Source organism: Oceanobacillus kimchii X50 (genome assembly GCF_000340475.1).
Classification (GTDB): Bacteria; Bacillota; Bacilli; order Bacillales; family Amphibacillaceae; genus Oceanobacillus; species Oceanobacillus kimchii.
In genome coordinates this window covers 757,776-776,100 of the sequence record NZ_CM001792.1, presented here as the reverse complement: position 1 = coordinate 776,100, position 18,325 = coordinate 757,776, and the positions used below count along the sequence as shown (strand labels likewise).

Annotated in this window: 19 protein-coding genes and 2 riboswitches; of the genes, 4 read left to right on the top strand and 15 right to left on the bottom strand. The window is 35.5% G+C overall.

Annotated elements, in window-relative coordinates:
* The 7 genes from purB to C794_RS04205 all read right to left on the bottom strand — a co-directional run bounded on the left by purB (window position 1) and on the right by C794_RS04205 (window position 6,504).
* A complete protein-coding gene (gene purB / locus C794_RS04235) occupies window positions 1–1,296 on the bottom strand; it encodes an adenylosuccinate lyase (protein WP_017795891.1) in 1,296 nt (431 codons plus the stop codon).
* On the bottom strand, window positions 1,293–2,426 hold the full coding sequence (purK, locus tag C794_RS04230) for a 5-(carboxyamino)imidazole ribonucleotide synthase (RefSeq protein ID WP_017795890.1): 1,134 nt from the start codon (window positions 2,424–2,426) through the stop codon (window positions 1,293–1,295). The genes purB and purK overlap by 4 nt, the downstream gene beginning before the upstream one ends.
* Window positions 2,413–2,904: a 5-(carboxyamino)imidazole ribonucleotide mutase gene (gene purE, locus C794_RS04225; RefSeq protein WP_017795889.1), complete on the bottom strand. Its 492-nt coding sequence runs from the start codon at window positions 2,902–2,904 to the stop codon at window positions 2,413–2,415. Before purE ends, purK begins: the two co-directional genes overlap by 14 nt.
* A 177-nt stretch (window positions 2,905–3,081) precedes the next feature.
* A riboswitch (purine riboswitch) is annotated at window positions 3,082–3,182 on the bottom strand.
* A gap of 83 nt (window positions 3,183–3,265) precedes the next feature.
* Window positions 3,266–3,859 carry a DUF2179 domain-containing protein gene (locus C794_RS04220; RefSeq protein ID WP_017795888.1) on the bottom strand — a complete coding sequence of 198 codons (594 nt, stop codon included), beginning with the start codon at window positions 3,857–3,859 and terminating at the stop codon, window positions 3,266–3,268.
* Between the two features lie 128 nt (window positions 3,860–3,987).
* Entirely contained in the window at window positions 3,988–5,244 is a 1,257-nt protein-coding gene (locus tag C794_RS04215; protein WP_017795887.1) for an Nramp family divalent metal transporter, read from the bottom strand.
* A gap of 183 nt (window positions 5,245–5,427) precedes the next feature.
* Window positions 5,428–5,931 carry a methylated-DNA--[protein]-cysteine S-methyltransferase gene (locus C794_RS04210; RefSeq protein ID WP_017795886.1) on the bottom strand — a complete coding sequence of 168 codons (504 nt, stop codon included), beginning with the start codon at window positions 5,929–5,931 and terminating at the stop codon, window positions 5,428–5,430.
* Window positions 5,932–5,949: 18 nt separating this feature from the next.
* The gene (locus tag C794_RS04205; protein WP_017795885.1) at window positions 5,950–6,504 is read right to left on the bottom strand and encodes an MOSC domain-containing protein; all 555 of its coding nucleotides are present in this window, start codon (window positions 6,502–6,504) and stop codon (window positions 5,950–5,952) included.
* A gap of 84 nt (window positions 6,505–6,588) precedes the next feature.
* On the opposite strand from C794_RS04205, the gene msrA reads away from it, so the two are divergent.
* Both msrA and C794_RS04195 read left to right on the top strand, forming a co-directional pair.
* A complete protein-coding gene (gene msrA, locus C794_RS04200; RefSeq protein ID WP_017795884.1) occupies window positions 6,589–7,110 on the top strand; it encodes a peptide-methionine (S)-S-oxide reductase MsrA in 522 nt (173 codons plus the stop codon).
* A 43-nt stretch (window positions 7,111–7,153) separates the two neighbouring features.
* Window positions 7,154–7,591: an SRPBCC domain-containing protein gene (locus C794_RS04195; protein WP_017795883.1), complete on the top strand. Its 438-nt coding sequence runs from the start codon at window positions 7,154–7,156 to the stop codon at window positions 7,589–7,591.
* A 92-nt stretch (window positions 7,592–7,683) separates the two neighbouring features.
* Here C794_RS04195 and C794_RS04190 read toward each other — a convergent pair whose 3' ends face one another.
* From C794_RS04190 to C794_RS04175, 4 genes are all read right to left on the bottom strand, one after another.
* Entirely contained in the window at window positions 7,684–7,902 is a 219-nt protein-coding gene (locus C794_RS04190; RefSeq protein WP_017795882.1) for a hypothetical protein, read from the bottom strand.
* Window positions 7,903–8,327: 425 nt separating this feature from the next.
* Window positions 8,328–9,008 carry an alpha/beta fold hydrolase gene (locus C794_RS04185; protein ID WP_017795881.1) on the bottom strand — a complete coding sequence of 227 codons (681 nt, stop codon included), beginning with the start codon at window positions 9,006–9,008 and terminating at the stop codon, window positions 8,328–8,330.
* A gap of 16 nt (window positions 9,009–9,024) precedes the next feature.
* Entirely contained in the window at window positions 9,025–9,570 is a 546-nt protein-coding gene (locus tag C794_RS04180) for a dihydrofolate reductase family protein (protein ID WP_017795880.1), read from the bottom strand.
* A 78-nt stretch (window positions 9,571–9,648) separates the two neighbouring features.
* Window positions 9,649–10,365 carry a gamma-glutamyl-gamma-aminobutyrate hydrolase family protein gene (locus C794_RS04175; protein ID WP_017795879.1) on the bottom strand — a complete coding sequence of 239 codons (717 nt, stop codon included), beginning with the start codon at window positions 10,363–10,365 and terminating at the stop codon, window positions 9,649–9,651.
* Between the two features lie 165 nt (window positions 10,366–10,530).
* Between C794_RS04175 and C794_RS04170 the strand changes: the two genes are divergently transcribed.
* Window positions 10,531–11,703 carry an MFS transporter gene (locus tag C794_RS04170; RefSeq protein ID WP_017795878.1) on the top strand — a complete coding sequence of 391 codons (1,173 nt, stop codon included), beginning with the start codon at window positions 10,531–10,533 and terminating at the stop codon, window positions 11,701–11,703.
* Window positions 11,704–11,780: 77 nt separating this feature from the next.
* Here the strand turns inward: C794_RS04170 and C794_RS04165 are convergent, their stop codons facing one another.
* The 4 genes from C794_RS04165 to C794_RS04150 form a co-directional block, all read right to left on the bottom strand.
* The gene (locus tag C794_RS04165) at window positions 11,781–13,085 is read right to left on the bottom strand and encodes an NCS2 family permease (RefSeq protein ID WP_017795877.1); all 1,305 of its coding nucleotides are present in this window, start codon (window positions 13,083–13,085) and stop codon (window positions 11,781–11,783) included.
* Window positions 13,086–13,183: 98 nt separating this feature from the next.
* Window positions 13,184–13,284, bottom strand: a riboswitch (purine riboswitch).
* A 214-nt stretch (window positions 13,285–13,498) separates the two neighbouring features.
* A complete protein-coding gene (locus C794_RS04160) occupies window positions 13,499–14,362 on the bottom strand; it encodes an AraC family transcriptional regulator (protein ID WP_017795876.1) in 864 nt (287 codons plus the stop codon).
* A 195-nt stretch (window positions 14,363–14,557) separates the two neighbouring features.
* A complete protein-coding gene (locus C794_RS04155; RefSeq protein WP_017795875.1) occupies window positions 14,558–16,171 on the bottom strand; it encodes an ABC transporter permease in 1,614 nt (537 codons plus the stop codon).
* A 24-nt stretch (window positions 16,172–16,195) separates the two neighbouring features.
* On the bottom strand, window positions 16,196–17,077 hold the full coding sequence (locus C794_RS04150; protein WP_017795874.1) for an ABC transporter ATP-binding protein: 882 nt from the start codon (window positions 17,075–17,077) through the stop codon (window positions 16,196–16,198).
* Between the two features lie 293 nt (window positions 17,078–17,370).
* Here C794_RS04150 and C794_RS04145 point away from each other — a divergent pair, with 293 nt between their 5' ends.
* Window positions 17,371–17,973: a TetR/AcrR family transcriptional regulator gene (locus C794_RS04145; RefSeq protein ID WP_017795873.1), complete on the top strand. Its 603-nt coding sequence runs from the start codon at window positions 17,371–17,373 to the stop codon at window positions 17,971–17,973.
* The last annotated feature ends 352 nt before the right edge of the window (window positions 17,974–18,325 follow it).

The window sequence follows — 18,325 nt, the reverse complement described above, 5'->3', positions numbered from 1 at the left end:
CTAGGAAATACCGATTTTTGTAAAGATTTGATCGACATTCTTCAAGTGATACGTATAATCAAAACAATCATCAATCTCTTCTTGCGTTAGCTTTCCAGTAATTCGTTCATCACTCTCCACTAACTGTTTGAAATGTGTCTCTGTTTCCCATGCATCCATCGCTTTTGGTTGCACAATATCATATGCTTCCTCACGAGCCATTCCTTTATCAATTAATGAAAGCAATACTCGTTGAGAGAAGATAACCCCATGTGTGCGATCAATATTACGCTTCATATTTTCTGGGAATACCGTTAAGTTTTTAACAATATTACCAAAACGGTTTAACATATAATTTAATGCGATAGTGGCATCAGGTAAAATTACTCTTTCTGCTGATGAATGAGAAATATCGCGTTCATGCCATAAAGCCACATTTTCATAGGCTGTTACCATATATCCTCGAATCACACGAGCCATACCTGTCATATTTTCTGACCCTATTGGATTACGTTTATGTGGCATAGCAGACGAACCTTTTTGGCCTTTCGCAAATCGTTCTTCTACTTCACGTGTTTCTGTTTTTTGCAAACCACGAATTTCTGTTGCGAATTTTTCAATCGACGTTGCAATTAATGCAAGTGTTGATAAATAAGCAGCATGACGATCACGTTGTAATGTTTGTGTTGACACTGGAGCTGGAGAGGTACCTAACTTTTCACACACGTACTGTTCTACAAATGGATCGATATTTGCATAGGTACCGACTGCTCCAGAAATCTTACCAAATTCGATATTCTCAGCAGCCATCTCAAAACGCTCTACATTTCGTTTCATTTCCTCATACCATAATGCCATTTTCAAACCGAATGTCGTTGGCTCTGCATGTACACCATGTGTGCGTCCCATCATTACCGTGTGCTTATGCTCTATTGCTTTTTCTTTAAGAATCTCTACGAATTGCTTTAAGTCTTTACGTAATATATCGTTTGCTTGTTTTAAAATATAAGATAATGCTGTATCTACAACGTCAGTCGATGTTAAACCATAATGTACCCATTTACGTTCTTCGCCTAATGTCTCGGATACAGCACGTGTGAATGCCACTACATCGTGTCGTGTTTCTTCTTCAATCTCATAAATGCGATTCATATCAAAAGAAGCGTTTTCTCTTAATTTCTTTACATCTTCTTTCGGAATAACACCTAATTCGCTCCACGCTTCACAAGCTAATATTTCAACCTCTAACCACGCTTTGAATTTATTCTCCTCCGTCCAGATATTACCCATTTCTTCTCTTGTATAACGTTCAATCATGAATGTATTTCCTCCTTGAAGTAATTCACTTGTTTCTCTAATTCTTCTACTGTCTTTGCAGTGAATGTAATATGTCCCATTTTTCGTTTGTCCTTTGGCTCTTCTTTTCCATACAAATGTACAAAGCCGACATTCGATTTGGAAAGAAACGTTTTTGCGTATTTTATATCATTTCCTAAAACATTAATCATAGCCGTCGGTCCGTGTAATTCCACTTCGATTAATGGAAGTCCACAAATTGCCCGTATATGCTGCTCGAATTGTGAAACATTGCATCCTTCGATTGTATAATGCCCTGAATTGTGAGGACGAGGAGCCATTTCATTGACATAGACTTCTTTTCCTTTTACAAACATTTCAATAGCAAAGGTACCGACAATATCCATATGTTCCGCAATTTTTTCAGCTATCTGACAGGTAGATTCATGGATATGTTGGTCTACATTAGCTGGAACAGTTGTTTTGTATAGAATATGGTCTCGATGCACGTTCTCTGCTAGTGGAAAGAATTGAATATTTCCATTTATAGATCTCGTAAACACTACCGATACTTCTTTATCAAACGTAATCCATTGTTCAATAATGCAATACCCATGCTGTTTAAAAAATTGGATGGCCAGTTCTTTTTCAGATTCGCTGTGAATTTTTAATTGTCCTTTTCCGTCATAACCACCTCGACACATTTTAATCACTGCCGGGAAAGAAATTGAGTCAATTGCATGTTCACATTCTTCTGTACTTGTAACAATATAATAGTCAGGAACTGGCAATACTAAATCAGAAATTACTTTCTTTTCCTTTTCACGATTTTGAGTAACTTCTAAAGCACGTGTTCCTTGTGGTAACTTTCCGGACTTATGAATAATAGCGGCAGCTTGTAAATCCACATTTTCAAATTCATATGTAATCACGTCGCAACAATCCATTAACTCATCAATCGCCGTCAAATCATCATAAGCAGCAATGATTTGTTGATCTGCCACATGAGCAGTTGGACAATCTGGAGTTGGGTCTAAAACAACAATCTTATATCCCATATACCGTGCAGCGATTGCCATCATTCTTCCTAACTGGCCACCACCGATAATTCCAATTGTTTGTGAAGGTAAGATCGTATTAGTAGTTTGCAAGATTTTCCCTCATTTCTTTTACAGATTCTCGCATTTCTTCACGATACTTCTCTAGAGACTTCTCTGCAACTTCATCAAATGTACTGATGATTTGTGCGGCAAGAATACCAGCGTTTTTAGCTCCTGCTTTCCCAATTGCTACCGTAGCAGTTGGCACGCCACCAGGCATTTGAACAATAGATAACAGCGAATCTAAGCCTTGTAATGCTTTACTTTCAACTGGTACACCTATTACGGGTAATGTTGTTTGTGAAGCTACCATTCCTGGTAAATGAGCCGCTCCCCCTGCTCCAGCAATAATTACCTTTATCCCTCTGCTACGAGCCTGTTTCGAGTAAGCAAACATATCATCCGGAGTGCGATGTGCAGATATCACTTCTTTCTCATAAGAAATCTGTAATTCATCAAGTACATTACAAGTATACTGCATCGTTTCCCAGTCGGAAATACTCCCCATAATAACCCCTACTTGGACCATCCAATCCCTCTTTCTATGTCTTTTTACAAACGAAAAAGTCTATTATCTTCCATCTATATTATATAGAGAGAAGATGAATAGACTTATAATTTACGAACTTAATCATTCCATTAACGTTCATGTTCCATAGACCAAGGTCGACTTAACTAAGTCCTTTAAAACATAAACTTATAACAAAAATGATCCATCTTCCCTCATAGTCCAGCCATTTACGGTGCTGGGTAGAAACTTCTGAGCCATATTCTCAAATTTATATGAGGTTCATTTTCAATTGTCGGCTTAAGCATAACAAATCAAATACGAAAAATCAATATAAACTCGGATGATTTTTGTAAAGTTTTCTTTCAACGTTCGGATTTTGCTATTTTCGTTCGTTTTCAAGTCCCTCTGTGTTCATATTTTTCTTTTTCTTCGGATTCATTAACTTCCCTTTACGAACTTGTTTCACCCAGAATCCTCCATGTATTCGCTTTGGTTCATACGAAATAATAAACGCTTTCGGATCAATTTCTTGAATGGTTTCATATAAACGTAATTCGTATTTACGAGGAGTTAGAATTTGAACCGATAAGCGATCGCCTTCTCTCCCATATGAAGACCAGCTCGTTACACCATAACCTTTGTCACGAAGTCGCTGTGTAAATTTTAAATCTGGATTTGCAGATACAACGTTCACGGTTATATAACCCAAAGCTAGCTTTTCTTCGATTTTAGCACCAATAACTAAACCTGTTCCAAAACCAATAGCATAAGCAATTAGATTTTGAATCTGATCAAGATTGTCTAATACAAGTCCTAATCCCACAACATAGATTACAATCTCGAACATACTTACAAATGCTGCAATATACGTTCTTCCTTTTAATGTTAGAATCATTCTAACGGTCATTAAAGACACATAAATAACATTAACCAAGAAAATAATAGCCAGCATAACTAAAGCATTCTCTAACACGGAAAATCCCCCTTTATCCTATCCATGTATGCTTTCTGATCTAGATACACAGACGAAAACATGCCATCACAATTGTACTTTCACTGCCCGTTACATACGTATAGCAGGTGACATGTATATATCGTTCTTTAACCAATGAATCCTTGTATCGCTGTAACTAGACTGTAAATCCCCAACCCAGTACAAATAATAACTACTATAATTCCAATTATATTAATGATAGTGGAATTTGCATAGTTTCCTAGCAATTTCTTATTGTTCATTATAACCATTAATAAAATCGCAATACCAGGTAGTAATATACCATTTAACGCTTGAGCAAATAATAAAACATCTAATGGCTCAAATCGGAATACAAAGGATAGGATACCAATTATAATTACAGAAGAAAATACAGCTTTAAATTTCCAATTTTTCATTCCATTATCCCATTTCAACATACTGCTTACAGTAATAGCGGCACCTAATGCCGATGCAGTAGCTGAAGAAAATCCTGCAGAAAAAATTCCTATAGCTAGAAATGATTCCGCAAATCCACCAAGTAAAGGTTCTAATTGTATTGCTAAATCTATTACACTGCTAACTTCCACTCCACGCATCAGTGTTCCTGATGTAATTACGATTGCCATCGTAATCAAACCACCAACACCGATGGAAAAATAAATGTCTCTTCGCGAATCTTTCAACTGTTCAGGACGTGACCATCTTTCTTGTACTGATGAAGAGTGGATAAATAAATTATATGGTACAACAGTAGTTCCTATTAACGCTATAACTGTAATTATTGAGCCAACTGGTATCGATGGTACAAACATTCCCGACAACACTCCACCTATATCTGGTTGAGCTATAAACATTGTTGTGATGAAGATAATGCTCATTAAAACAACAAAGATTACCATTAATTTTTCAATCAATTTATAGCTTCCACTTAACCCGAGCAAGAGTATTAAAATTCCGACAATTGGTCCAATAATATTTATAGAAACCCCTGTTAATGCCTCTAACCCTAATGAGGTACCTCTTAAGTCACCACTCATATAGGCTGCACAACCTACGTATATTGCCATAATGATAAATCCAATAATCGGATACTTTACTGCCCGGTGATTAAATTGATCTCGAGCAGCTTCAGCTAATCCTTTTTTTGAAATAATACCGAGACGGGCAGACATTTCTTGTAAAACAATGGTTGCCAAAATGGAGAATAAAACCGCCCAAATTAAAGCATAGCCGAAACTTGCTCCAGCCTGTGTAGAAGTCGTTACCGTTCCAGGTCCGATAAAAGAAGCAGCAATAATTGCACCTGGCCCAACAGACTTTACTTTTTCAATAAAAGATTTCTTCTCCCCTGTATTTGCTCCTTCTAGATTCGGATCTTCCATAGATACACCTTCCCTCTCCTAAATACGCAATACCTTTCTTCTTCAAACGTATGAAAGATGAAATATTTCTATACCTGTTCCCCTCTCGTTATCATTCAAACATAGGCAAGATACCTTGATAATCGAATACTTTTATGAAGAATATATGTCTGTAAATTAAAGAAAAAAGCCATAGACCACCGTCTATGACTCTAGTTTTAATAATGATTCTTTCATTTCGATGCCGCCTCGATAACCGACTAACTCTCCGTTCTTTCCGATAACGCGATGACAGGGAATGGCTATTAACAGTTGATTCGCACCAATTGCTCCTGCTACTGCTCGAACCGCATCGGGTCTTCCTATTTGCTTAGCAATGTCAGTATAAGTAACCGTTTCACCAAAAGAGACTTCTTGCAAAGCACGCCAAACTTTCTGTTGAAAAGGTGTCCCATAGGAATAATCAACTTCAAATGAAAATTCTTTTACCTTTCCATCTAAATAACTCTCAATTTCTTCTACGGCGTTTTCTAATATTTGATCATCACTGATAAGTTCATAAGTAGGATATTTTTTCTTGGCCCATAATGATAAATCATTGAAACCGGAATTATGTCCTCCTATATAATAGATATCTTTATCCGTCCCTAAAACCCATATACTTCCGTTATCACGAGTAATTTTTGAATAATATAGTACGTTTTTCATTTACACGTTCCCTCCTATTCAATAACCTCTTAATCGCTTCCTCAATGCTTTTCGCCACGTAAGTCCTAAAGCTTCACACTGGAACAATTCATCTGCAGCCCATAAATCATCTCGATTGATATACATAATTTCTGAGCAAGCTGCAATGGAAAATTGTGAGTACGGACGTTCCTGTAGTATAAGATCCGATTCAGGCTGGATCGTTCCTTCATTAATTACACGAAAGTACCACCCTGTACGATACCCATTCTCTACCTCTTCTCGCGTCACGATTCCGGGTTGGGAGACTTGTATTGTAGCTTCGCCTACTTGATAGATATCACCGATAAATACAGAAAACTCGTCCATTTCTAGTATGGAGAAATTCTCCTTTTTCTCTCCAACCCTCTCGCTAAACAGAGTTTCATTGTATGGATTGGAATAGTGCTTAATAGGAAAGGCAGATATTGCTTTGTCTAAATCTGATTTTTTTAAGGGTTCACTTTTCTCGATAAATCCTTTTTTAGATAGATACATCTTACTTTCAATTATTTTACCTTGTTTAATAATCTTATGAACAAACGGTTCTTCCATACTGTCACCCAATCTTTGATTGTGTTATATTAAGTTTATTCTACTAAAATAGTAACGGTTTGAAAATCTTTTAGGAGGTATAATATGACTTTACAAAAAGCAACATTTGCAGGTGGATGCTTCTGGTGCATGGTCAAGCCTTTTGATCAATGGGATGGCGTTCATCAAGTTATTTCAGGATATACTGGCGGAAAAGTTATGAACCCTACTTATGAGCAAGTAAAAAATGGGGATACTGGACATTATGAAGCAGTAGAAATCACATACGATGATTCGATCATCGATTATAATACAATACTCGATCTATATTGGAAGCAAATTGACCCAACCGATGATGGTGGCCAATTCCAAGATCGAGGAGAACAATATAGAACTGCAATTTTTTATCATACGAAAGAACAATGGGGATTAGCTGAAGCTTCTAAAGAAGAGCTTGCAACTAGCGGACGATTTTCGAAACCAATTGTAACAGAGATAAAACCAGCTACTCCTTTTTATCCAGCTGAAGAATATCATCAAGATTTTTATAAAAAGAATAAAGAAGAGTATGAGGAAGATCGTGCCAAATCAGGTAGGGATGAATTTATTGAAGATAACTGGGATTAATTTATAAAAGCAACTTCAATTTAATATCTAAGGAGGATTTGAAATGGAGAATACGCTAGTTGTTCAAGAAAGTATACGAATAAACACAACTGCAACCAATGTGTGGGAAATATTAACAAATCCAAGATATGTAGCTATATGGGATGAATTACCAGAAGACTATCCACAAGAACATATGACTACTGGTTCCAAAGTAATATGGGATACTCCAAATGGAAACCAATCCATCACTACCATTATTAAAGCTTTAAAAGAGGAAGAATTGGTCATTGATTTATATGTAACCAGTTGGAAGAAGAAACCACAACAAGGAGAAGTTGCCTATCGTTTCTATATTGAAGAAAATAATGACCATACGTTATTATCTATAGAAATTGGTGATTTCTCGCTAATTGAAAACGGCCAAATGTATTATGATGCTTCCGTAGAGTTCGCAGAAGATGCAAAACAAACGATAAAAGATTTAGCAGAGGGTCTTTAATCGTAATTCTCTTCAAAAAAGGCTAAAGAAGAAATATGCAAAATATCGCATATTTCTTCTTTTTTTATACCATGACTTTAATTCACGAAAATTTATTCTGTTGAGACACTATAAATACTGTAATCTATCGTCAAAAATTTCTTTCCAAGAATCCACATTTCATGGTTAGCCTTCAAATAATCTTCCTCTTCCCAAACTGTAAAATGCTCACTAATTGGGAGCTTGATAGAAAACCATTTCGAGAACTTCCAAACTGTTTCCAAATCATTCCGAATGAACGTTTCCACGTAAATTGGTTTCTTTTTTTTCATATGTATGCCCCACTTACGAAAATCTCGATTATTTTAGTTCGTCTTTCTATTCTAACATTTCAACAATTAACTATGAAGAACAGCTAAGTAATAAGAGAGTGGTTCTATTCACTATAACTGTTTCTGATTCCCATAATAAATGTTAATAGAACCACACTATTAACCAAGGCTACTTCTATTTTTCATAATAGACTTGGAAAAATACTAAAACTTCACTGAAAATATCAGAACAAATTGCGCAAACACCCTTTTAGAAACGTAGCGAGGACGCCCTGTTTTTCGGTTCCACTTACCGATGATGAATTTAATTTATTTCGTGAAGTCGCCTAGTTGCTGGGAACTGGAGGTAGATGTGGCTAGTTTGATTCCTTACAAAATAAAAGAAAGGATTTCGTCTTGATAGAAATCCTTTCTTTTATTCTGAGTTATGATAAGAATTCCTGTAAGACTTCTACGTACTTTTCTAAACTAGTTTCGTGAATATGATGTCCAGCATCAATGGTTACAAACTGACAATCTACTATCTTATCATGTACCTCTTTTAATTGATCTTGTGGAATATTACTAGATTCTCCTCCTCCAATGATTAATGTTGGCACACTTATGTTACTTAAATCGCTCCACCACTTAGGATTTGGTTCGTTTAACTGTTTCATTAGCTCTTGAACTACATTCCAATCAAAAGGTACAGGAGCGTTTGGAGACTCTGGGATTGAAACGGCTTCTCTTTCAACTGGAGGAGGAGTATCTTCAATAATTAACTTTTCCAATCGTGAAGAATCATTCTCCGCGAAAATGTAGGCAACAGTTCCACCCATGGAATGTCCAACTAGAGTGAACTTATCTATCCCCAGTTTATCTACAAATAATTTTACGTCTTCATACATTAGTTCAAAAGAATATTCATTTGTATACTCACTTTTACCGTGTCCTCTCATATCTAATGTGTAGATATGATATTTTTCGCTTAATTCCTCTGCAACACTCTTCCAAGAAAGTCCATCCTTTCCTAATGCATGTAACATTACCATTGGCGGAAGATGTTTTCCACCATATTCTTGATAATGAATGGTAATTCCTTTTAACTCAACCGACTGTACATTCATTACATCACCTCTCTAACTATTCTTTTTTATATATAGTTCTCTCATAATGCAATTCTATAAACTGGTTAAATTTCTGCGTACCTATTAACAATAGGTTTATGACACTGCTCGCTTCTTTAAATAAAGGTATTCCCCCGCCAAGAATGATAGGGGCTACCGTGATAATATATTCATCAATTAAATCTTTTTCTATGAAAGAAGATAGTAACTCCCCGCCACCGACTATCCATATATCTCTTCCTTCTTTGTTTTGTAACATCTGAATAAAACGCTCCACATCATCATTTACAAAAATCACATTCTCGTTACTTCCTGATTCTTTACGTGAAAATACATAACAATCTTTGCTTTGGTAAGGGAATTCACTTAAGTTTTGTGATTCGAGCCATTGATACGTTTTATTTCCCATAATCACCGTATCTATTTCCTCATAAAATCTTAAATAACCATTGTCCCCTTCACCTTCAATATCATCAAGCCATTGAATCGATTCATTCTTCGTTGCAATATAACCATCCAGACTAGTAGCAATAAATAGTTTTACCTTACGCTTCTCCCCCATAATTACACCCCCTTTTTGAATATTTAAGCGGACAGTTGTGAAAGCATTCAACTAATCATTCATTCTAATTCTATTATTCTACTGATCAATACATGCTTTGATAAATCCTTGATAAATCGAAAGCGATGGATCCTCTTTGTAATCGATAAGCCCCTCAGGATGCCATTGTAGACCAAGTACAAAACGATGATTTGTACTCTCAAAAGCTTCTATAATTCCATCACTTGCTGTTGCACAAATTTGATAATCTTTGGGAACTCGATTGTTTGTCTGATGATGATAACTATTAACTTTGAATTTATCCATCCCAGTTAATTGAAATAATAACGAATCTTCTTTGACGTTCACAAAATGTGATCGATGACCGAATGGGGCTTTCTGTTGATGTTGTAATAAAGTAGAAGTGTCTAGTTGTGTATAAATATCTTGATACATTGAACCACCTATTGCGATATTTAATATTTGACTTCCACGGCATACTCCTAGGATTGGTTTATCTGTTTCAATCATTCTTTCTATATATGCAATTTCTGAACGATCTCGTTCAGGAATAATGGTGCCAAGCCCAGGTAAAGGTTCTTCACCAAATAAAGTGGGATCAATATCATATCCCCCAGTTAAATATAATCCATCTAGCTTGTTCATCATGTGATTTATATCTTCTTTCTCCTTCAAATATGGTAGCATGACGGGAATACCACCTGCATTCTCGATTGCCCTTATATTGCGATTATTAATGGTGTATTGGGAACAATCTGTCTCCATGGATGAAGTAATACCAATCACTGGCTTCATTAAATCTCCTCCTATTCAAAAATTAAATAATATTCTCTACTTCTCTTTTATAAAAAGTGATATAGTAATGTAAGTTGTGTTTATTCGTTTTATCCAGCATTTAACGGACAGTGATACCCTTGTGAATGAAGTTTCACTTTATATCCTAAAAGGAGATCTGATTGTATGAGTAAAACAAAATCATTAATCCCTTTAAAAACATTATTTGTCAGTTACCATGCATCCAATACGATTCTGATTAGTTTCTTACCACTATACCTACAGTCTCGCGGATTGTCTGGAACACAAATTGGTTGGGTGCTTGCAGTAGAGTCTTTAGCTGCTATACTGGCACAACCATTTTGGGGATTTCTAAGTGATAAGTTCAAAACAATAAAACGAATACTATTCATTTGCCTCATCGGCCTATTGATTTTTGGTTTCACCTTTTTCCAAATGTCCTCCTTACATACTATTCTTATTTTCGGAGCAGTGTTTTACTTTTTTGCAGCTCCTATCGGTGGTTTAAATGATAGTTTTGCGCAAAGACGTGCCACACAATTGGGTATTTCTTTTGGCTCTATACGAATGTGGGGATCTGTTGGGTTTGCCCTATCTTCCTTACTAGTCGGAGAAGTATTGGCGCGATTCGGGATTGGATATATGGTATGGGTGTATTTAGCTTTTGGAACGATTGCGTTACTTACTCTCATCCCTTTAAAAGATGTAAAAGCCGATACCAAACCAGTTAAATTTAATGACATCGGTAAAATTATAAAAAGTAAACCTTTCCTTCTCTTTCTTGGGGTTATCTTATTTATTACGATTACTCACCGAATGAATGATTACTATATGGCTCTTTATATTAGTGAACTTGGTGGAAGTGAGAATCTTGTTGGATTGGCTTGGTTTGCAGGAGTTATCTCAGAAGCAGCCGTCTTTGCATTAGCAGCTTTTTGGTTTAAAAAATTCCATTCATTAATATTTATAATTATCGCTGCGATTATATATACAGTAAGATGGTTCCTATACGCTTCAGCGATGGATCCCATGATGATTATCGGATTACAATTTTTACATGGACTAACATTTGGTGTATTTTATACCGCTGCGTTTGATTATGTTACACGGTTAATTCCAAGTTTCTTACAATCCACTGGTCATCTGGTATTCTTCTCAGTGTATTTTGGACTTTCTGGTATTATTGGTTCATTAGCTGGAGGTTCTCTAGTTGATGTTTTTGGAGGAAGTTCAATGTATACATTAATGGGTATTCTTTCCGCAATAGGCACAGTTTTGTTAATCACCTATCATATAGCATATTACCGTAGAGATTTAACTGCACCTGGTTCAGAATAAGCTACTGTAGAACATTTTATCATAGAGCATGCAAAAAGGGTTAACCAATTTTGGTTAACCCTTTTTATTAACTAATACTAATTTAAGAATATGAAATATAGAATAAATATGACGAATAAGCCATACATAATCGGATGAATTTCTTTTCCTCGCCCTTTAACTAACATCGTAATTGGGTAAAAGATAAATCCTATCGCAATACCCGTAGCAATACTATACGTTAATGGCATCATCAACACGGTAAAGAATGCAGGAACAGCAATTTCAAATTTATCCCAAGGAATATCTTTTAAAGCACTAACCATTAGTACACCAACAATAATTAAAGCAGGTGCAGTAACCTCACTTGTAACAACTCCCAATAAAGGAGAGAAGAATAATGCTAATAAGAAAAAGCCCGCAGTAAACACAGAAGTTAATCCAGAACGTCCTCCAACACTTACACCAGTTGTAGATTCTACATATGCAGTAGTTGTTGAAGTACCAACAACTGCTCCAACCACTGTAGCTGAAGCATCAGAGAATAATGCTTTACCAGCTCGAGGTAACTTATTATCTTTCATAATTCCTGCTTTTGACGCAACTGCTACAAGTGTGCCAGCTGTATCAAAAAAGTCTACAAATAAGAAAGTTAGAATAACAACCAACATTTCTAAAGTAAAAATCTCACCAAAATGTAGAACAGCTTGTCCAAATGTAGGAGCTAAACTGGGAACACTACTAACAACGCCGCTTAATCCACTAGGTGGTTGAATTAATCCAAAAATCATCCCTGCTACTGCAGTAATAATCATTCCATAAAATATTCCTGCCTTCACACCATAGGCTAATAGAATAACAGATACTACAAGTCCGAAAATCGCAAGCATAACAGTAGGTGAAGTAATATCACCTAATGCAAGTAGTGTAGAAGGGTCAGCCTGTACAATATTGGCATTTTGCAAACCGATAAAAGCAATAAACAACCCGATACCAGCACCAACTGCTAACTTTAAGCTTGACGGAATGGCGTTAATGACTTTTTCACGAATACCGGATAACGTTAAAATGATAAATATAAGACCTGAAGCTAACACACCTGCAAGTGCAGTCTCCCATGGTATACCAAATCCAATTACGACCGTATACGTAAAGAATGCATTTAGTCCCATACCTGGAGCTAATGCTACTGGATATTTCGCAACTAATCCCATTACCAATGTACCTATTGCTGCTGCAATTGCTGTTGCAGCAAAAACTGCATCAGCATCCATCCCAGTTTCACTGAGCATATTAGGATTTACAAATAAAATATATGCCATTGCTAAGAATGTTGTTAAGCCGGCTACAAATTCTCTACGGATATTCGTGCCTAACTCGTCTAATTGAAAATACTTTTTCATTTCTCTAATTCCCCCCAAAATAAATAAAAGCCCTTGGGATCTCCAAGCGCTTCTACAATCACAACAGTAAATCTAGCTTCATATCTTAAATAATCGAGATACGAATATAATTACTGCGTAGTCAGACCATTTACGGCAGTCTGGTAGAAACTTTGGGCCATATCCCCTTAATTATACGCATTTCTATTCAATTACATCATTATATTACTATCATCGACGACTACTGTCAATAAAACACGAACAAAAAACTCATTATAAAAAATAATATTCGTGTTTTACTTTTAAAGTTCAAGTATCTTATTCACTACGTTAGCCTTTATTTTATCGATGATAAATTATTTTGTAAACAGAAAAGCGCTCTATCATAACATTTTTTTAACTAAGTTATGATAAAACGCTTTGGGTGACGATTACTATCTTTTTCTCACTGGAATCCATACTTCACTGTAAGCATAATCAGCTTTATGCTCATCCATCTTGGTAAAGGAAAAAGATGGGGCTTCGATTACTTCATAATTAGAAGTAGGAAACCATTCCGAATACGTTCTCGCCATTGTATCTTGTAACGTAGAAGGAAATGGCCCTTCATTGGGAAAGATTGCCCAAGTACAAGCAGCGACAGAGAGCTTTTCTAATTGATCGCTCAATTGATTTGAGGTTGTTAAGACACCTACTAAATGTGTTAAATCGCCTTCCTCTTTCAAAAAATTCGCATCTGGATCGTAAGAAACATTTACCACTTCATAAGGTTCGATATTTTGCAGGGAATGCATCTCTTCCATTTGAGCATCTGTAATACTTTCGACAAGCTTTACGATCTCATTATTCACACCTTCAAATTGCATCGGTACCCGTTTCGTTACTCCTACAAAATTAAACGCCGGCTTTTCTTCAATTCTAACATCCATAGATAACCCTCCTTTTACATTTATTACAAATGAAAGTTTGGGGAAATATTTACTTACACCAGTTTTGATCACGTCAGAAGGCAAAAACCCGCTCCATTTTTTAAACGCTTTTGTAAATCCATCTAAGGAATCATAGCCGTATTTAAATGCAACATCTGTCACTTTTTCACCATTTAATAATTCTTTATTCGCTTCAGATAATCGTCTGTTTCTAATATATTCACTAAGCGTTATCCCTGCAATATAAAAAAATATTTTTCTAAAATGATAATCTGAAACCCCTGCGTATGCAGAAATGCTTTCTAATGGTAGATCATTCGTTAAATGGTCTTCAATATAATCAATGACATGATTCAATTCGTGTAACATGGCCTCCCCACCTTTCTTTTATATCGTATCTGACCAGCGTTTATCATACTCGACATTTCTTATATAAATTATATCGGATACTATAAAAAAGGGGGAATCAGCTTATTTATTTAGAGAGGCTACAAATGTTTAAGCTCGCCCTGTTTCATCATTATCTATTAATGAACTGATAAAATGTTTCTCAAAGTCCATGGTTTATGCTCCTTCAATCATGTCTCTTCTCTTATAGCCAAAATATCCGATCACTAACATCACGATACTGATCGCAGTAATGGTAATGAAAACAAATGCATCAAAGTCCTCCATCGGCATATGCGGTATCCAGCTTTGAATAGCTGTTTTTAATAAGCCTTCAGGTAAGTTCAAGATACCGTCAAAATAGTTTAGTACAAAAGAATAGCCAAGGTAAATATAAACCAGTTTACCTAACTTTGGGGCCCAACCAAGCATTAAAGCTGCAATACTCGTAATAAATAGTACAGACGGAAGAAAATTATATCCAGATACAAGAAAATCACTTATGCCCATTGTGGTACTATTTTCCATTACAGCTACTGCTATAGCTCCAAGACTACCTGCTGCTAGTAATATCCCTACTAGACTAGCAATAATTGCCAAACCGATAGTAGTCCAGTAGATTTGACTACGTGTTACTTTTGTAGCAAATACTTGACTAAGATGTAAACGACTCTCTTCATTAAAAGTTTTATTGACAATGGCAATTGGTAAAATAGAAACTAAAACAATCATCACCATCATTATCGTGCCAGTAAATGATTCTTCGATAGAAACACCTGAATGAGAAAACATTTGCTTCATTATCTCGTTACTCTCAAGAAACGTCTGCATGTCTCCATATATTGAACCGTAAGCTCCTCCCATAATAACAAAACCAATTAACCAACTAATCATAACTCCTTTGTTAAGTTTAAAAAATATTCCTCGAACAGATAACAAGGATTTTTTTGCGTTTTTTCGTCCTTCTCTTTCAGGCAGATAACCTGCTCCCATATCGCGACCACCTTCAAGAGCAAAAGCAATAATTATCATGATAATACTAAAGGCCAAAGCAAAAACCAGTGGCAACCAGTTGTTTTCCGTAAAAGGATACGTTAAATACGTCCATCCCATCGGATTAAACATAGATAAGTCAACATTGGAAGCATCAGTTCCTGCACGAATAATATATAACAATCCTACAATTCCAAGTGCAGAACCTGTTGCACTTGATGAAGTTGGCATAATCTGTACCATCACTAATGCTATTCCTACACCTATTATTCCGGCCATTCCAATGGAAGCTCCGAATAACAAAGATCCTTCAACAGAAATTGAATCAGCACCAAAGCTTGCAAGTACTCCACTAATAAATAATGCCAATATGATATTTATGAATACCGTTTCTGTCACTGCAGCTAGAGAATTGGCTTGGCGCCCTATTTGAAAAGAACGTACTAGTTCTGTTAATCCAAGGTCTTCCTCTTTACGAGTATGACTTACCACATGCAAAACAGCCATGATCATTGCAAACAAACCACAAAATAATAACATTTCATGTGCATACATTGCTCCCAAAGTATAATCATTTGCAGATTCAACTGGGGTAGGTCCTACCATTGAAATCATCGCTGGGTTTTGCATAGTTTCAAACATGCCCACTAATCCTTCACCTTTGGCAATTTCCTTAAATGCTGGAACAAACGCTGAAGAAAATAAACCAATTCCTAACACCCAAAAAAATATCTTTTTCCAATCACGCTTTAAATATTGAACAAATAATGTATCCCACCGTGCAAATTTTTCCTTCATTGTTTATCACCTCCATCTGAACTCTTAACCTTCGTAGTGACGCATAAACAGATCTTCCAGCGTTGGTGGAACAGCTTCAAACTTTTTAACTCCTAATTTTGTTGCTTGGGTTAAAATATCATTTAAATATTGATGATCAGCAGAGAAAGTAGCTTGGTTGTCTTTCTGCATGAAATCATGTACACCAGTTATAGAAGCCATTACTCCAACATCCCCTTCTGTTACTAAAGTAACCGTCGATCGAGTTAAGTGACGTAATTCATCTAATGTACCTGTCTCCACAATTTCACCTTGACGAATAATAACTACCCTATCTGCTAACCGTTCTACTTCACTCAAGATATGTGATGAAAGTAAAATCGATTTACCCGCACCTTTGATTTTTTCCACTTCTTCTTGAAAAACTGCTTCCATCAATGGGTCCAAGCCTGAAGTCGGCTCATCAAATATATATAAATCTGATTCAACTGATAGTGCTGCAATCAAACCTACTTTTTGGCGGTTTCCTTTCGAATATCCTTTCGCTTTTTTCTTTGGGTCCAATTCAAAACGCTCAATTAAATTATCCCTTTTTTGTTTATCCCCTCCACCATGTAATTTAATAAATAGATCAATGATTTCTCCACCTGTCAAACTCCCCCAAAGTGCAACATCTCCAGGAACATAGGAAATACGTTTATGAATTTCTAGGCTATCTTTCCAAACATCTTTCCCAAAAATTTCTGCCTTCCCTGCATCCCGTTTGATAATACCTAATAAAGCACGTATTGTTGTTGATTTACCTGCACCATTAGGTCCAATAAAACCCACAACCTCCCCAGCATTCACTGCAAATGTTACATCCTTTAACGCTTGAAACTTACCAAATTTCTTTTGTACTCCTTGTAATTTCACAATCTTGGTCATAACACTGACACTCCTTCATAAAAATTAATATCAAGTTATAACGTGCTTTCCGGTCTAAGAAGAAGTTATAATTATAAACTATTATTAATGAAATAGTTCATTTTATTATAAATTTAAACCTCTTTTTAAACTAAAGTTCAATTATAGGTTCAATATTATTACTTTTAAGTCCTTTAGTCAATAAAATAAATACTATTATCAGTTTGATAGTTCGTATATTTTTCTATATAATATAAGGAAAAGTATAAACTGCCGGAGAAATATTAATGATATATAGAAAGTAGGCTTAGACAGTGAATGGCTTTGAAAAAAGAACCGAAGAGAAGAAAAAAAAGATATTAGAAGCTGCTTTTACATTGATGAATAGTGATGCAGAAAAATCAAATGTAACGATGGAGGAAATTGCAAAATCCTCTAATGTTGGAAAAACAACTGTTTTCAAATATTTTGGCAGTAAAGAAAATCTTATCCATGAAGTTTTCAAGCACTTTTTAAAACAAATGGCGACATCCGCAAAGCAAATCATGGATCAGAATAAAACTTTTGAAGAGACACTAATTTCAATGAGCCAAAATAAAATTAATTTTTTTAATAAGATCAATCAGGATTTTTATTTATCTATGATGGAATATCTTACAAGAAAAGATGATGATGGATTGTCAATAATGATGCAACAATATACCCAAGAAAGTTTTGGTATGTTATTAGATCTATTCCACCGTGGACGTAAGGAAGGAAAAATTGACTTAAAATATTCCGATGAATTTCTATTGATTTATTTCCAGGCACTTGTAGAAGGAATTTCCAGTCCTCAAGTATATGAAAAAATCATGCCCTATACAGAAGAATGGACAGAAATGTTGATTAAAGGGATTGCACCAAACAAGAAAGAATAGGAAAAGTAAGACAAAATTTTTAAATCAATTTCATAATTAAAATATTTGGTATAAAATCTGAATGTTTGTTTGCTATTCATTGCTGACGGGGCCTTTAGCAGGCACGGATTCAACTAACTAGGAAAACAAAACCTTTTTCCTAGTGTAACCAATTAATGAGCTTGTGATTTGATTGATAGACGTGCTCTTTTCACTATAATTTTTGTTATTTGCTTGTACTTTGGTTGATAGACGTGCTCTTTTCACTATTAATTTTGTTATTGCTTTGTACTTTGGTTAGATAGCGTGTCTTCGTTTACACTTATTAATTTTGTTATTGCTTGTACTTTGGTTAATAGACGTGCTTCTTTAC

Coding starts and splice junctions, on each gene's coding strand:
- C794_RS04185 (WP_017795881.1), bottom strand. CDS start 9,008: ATGAATGTACAGTCGGTTGAGTTAAAAGGAATTACCATTCATTATCAA.
- C794_RS04155 (WP_017795875.1), bottom strand. CDS start 16,171: ATGAAGGAAAAATTTGCACGGTGGGATACATTATTTGTTCAATATTTA.
- purB (WP_017795891.1), bottom strand. CDS start 1,296: ATGATTGAACGTTATACAAGAGAAGAAATGGGTAATATCTGGACGGAG.
- C794_RS04180 (WP_017795880.1), bottom strand. CDS start 9,570: ATGGGGGAGAAGCGTAAGGTAAAACTATTTATTGCTACTAGTCTGGAT.
- C794_RS04210 (WP_017795886.1), bottom strand. CDS start 5,931: ATGAAAAACGTACTATATTATTCAAAAATTACTCGTGATAACGGAAGT.
- C794_RS04175 (WP_017795879.1), bottom strand. CDS start 10,365: ATGAAGCCAGTGATTGGTATTACTTCATCCATGGAGACAGATTGTTCC.
- C794_RS04160 (WP_017795876.1), bottom strand. CDS start 14,362: ATGTTACACGAATTGAATCATGTCATTGATTATATTGAAGACCATTTA.
- C794_RS04195 (WP_017795883.1), top strand. CDS start 7,154: ATGGAGAATACGCTAGTTGTTCAAGAAAGTATACGAATAAACACAACT.
- C794_RS04215 (WP_017795887.1), bottom strand. CDS start 5,244: ATGGAAGATCCGAATCTAGAAGGAGCAAATACAGGGGAGAAGAAATCT.
- C794_RS04170 (WP_017795878.1), top strand. CDS start 10,531: ATGAGTAAAACAAAATCATTAATCCCTTTAAAAACATTATTTGTCAGT.
- C794_RS04165 (WP_017795877.1), bottom strand. CDS start 13,085: ATGAAAAAGTATTTTCAATTAGACGAGTTAGGCACGAATATCCGTAGA.
- C794_RS04150 (WP_017795874.1), bottom strand. CDS start 17,077: ATGACCAAGATTGTGAAATTACAAGGAGTACAAAAGAAATTTGGTAAG.
- msrA (WP_017795884.1), top strand. CDS start 6,589: ATGACTTTACAAAAAGCAACATTTGCAGGTGGATGCTTCTGGTGCATG.
- C794_RS04205 (WP_017795885.1), bottom strand. CDS start 6,504: ATGGAAGAACCGTTTGTTCATAAGATTATTAAACAAGGTAAAATAATT.
- C794_RS04190 (WP_017795882.1), bottom strand. CDS start 7,902: ATGAAAAAAAAGAAACCAATTTACGTGGAAACGTTCATTCGGAATGAT.
- purE (WP_017795889.1), bottom strand. CDS start 2,904: ATGGTCCAAGTAGGGGTTATTATGGGGAGTATTTCCGACTGGGAAACG.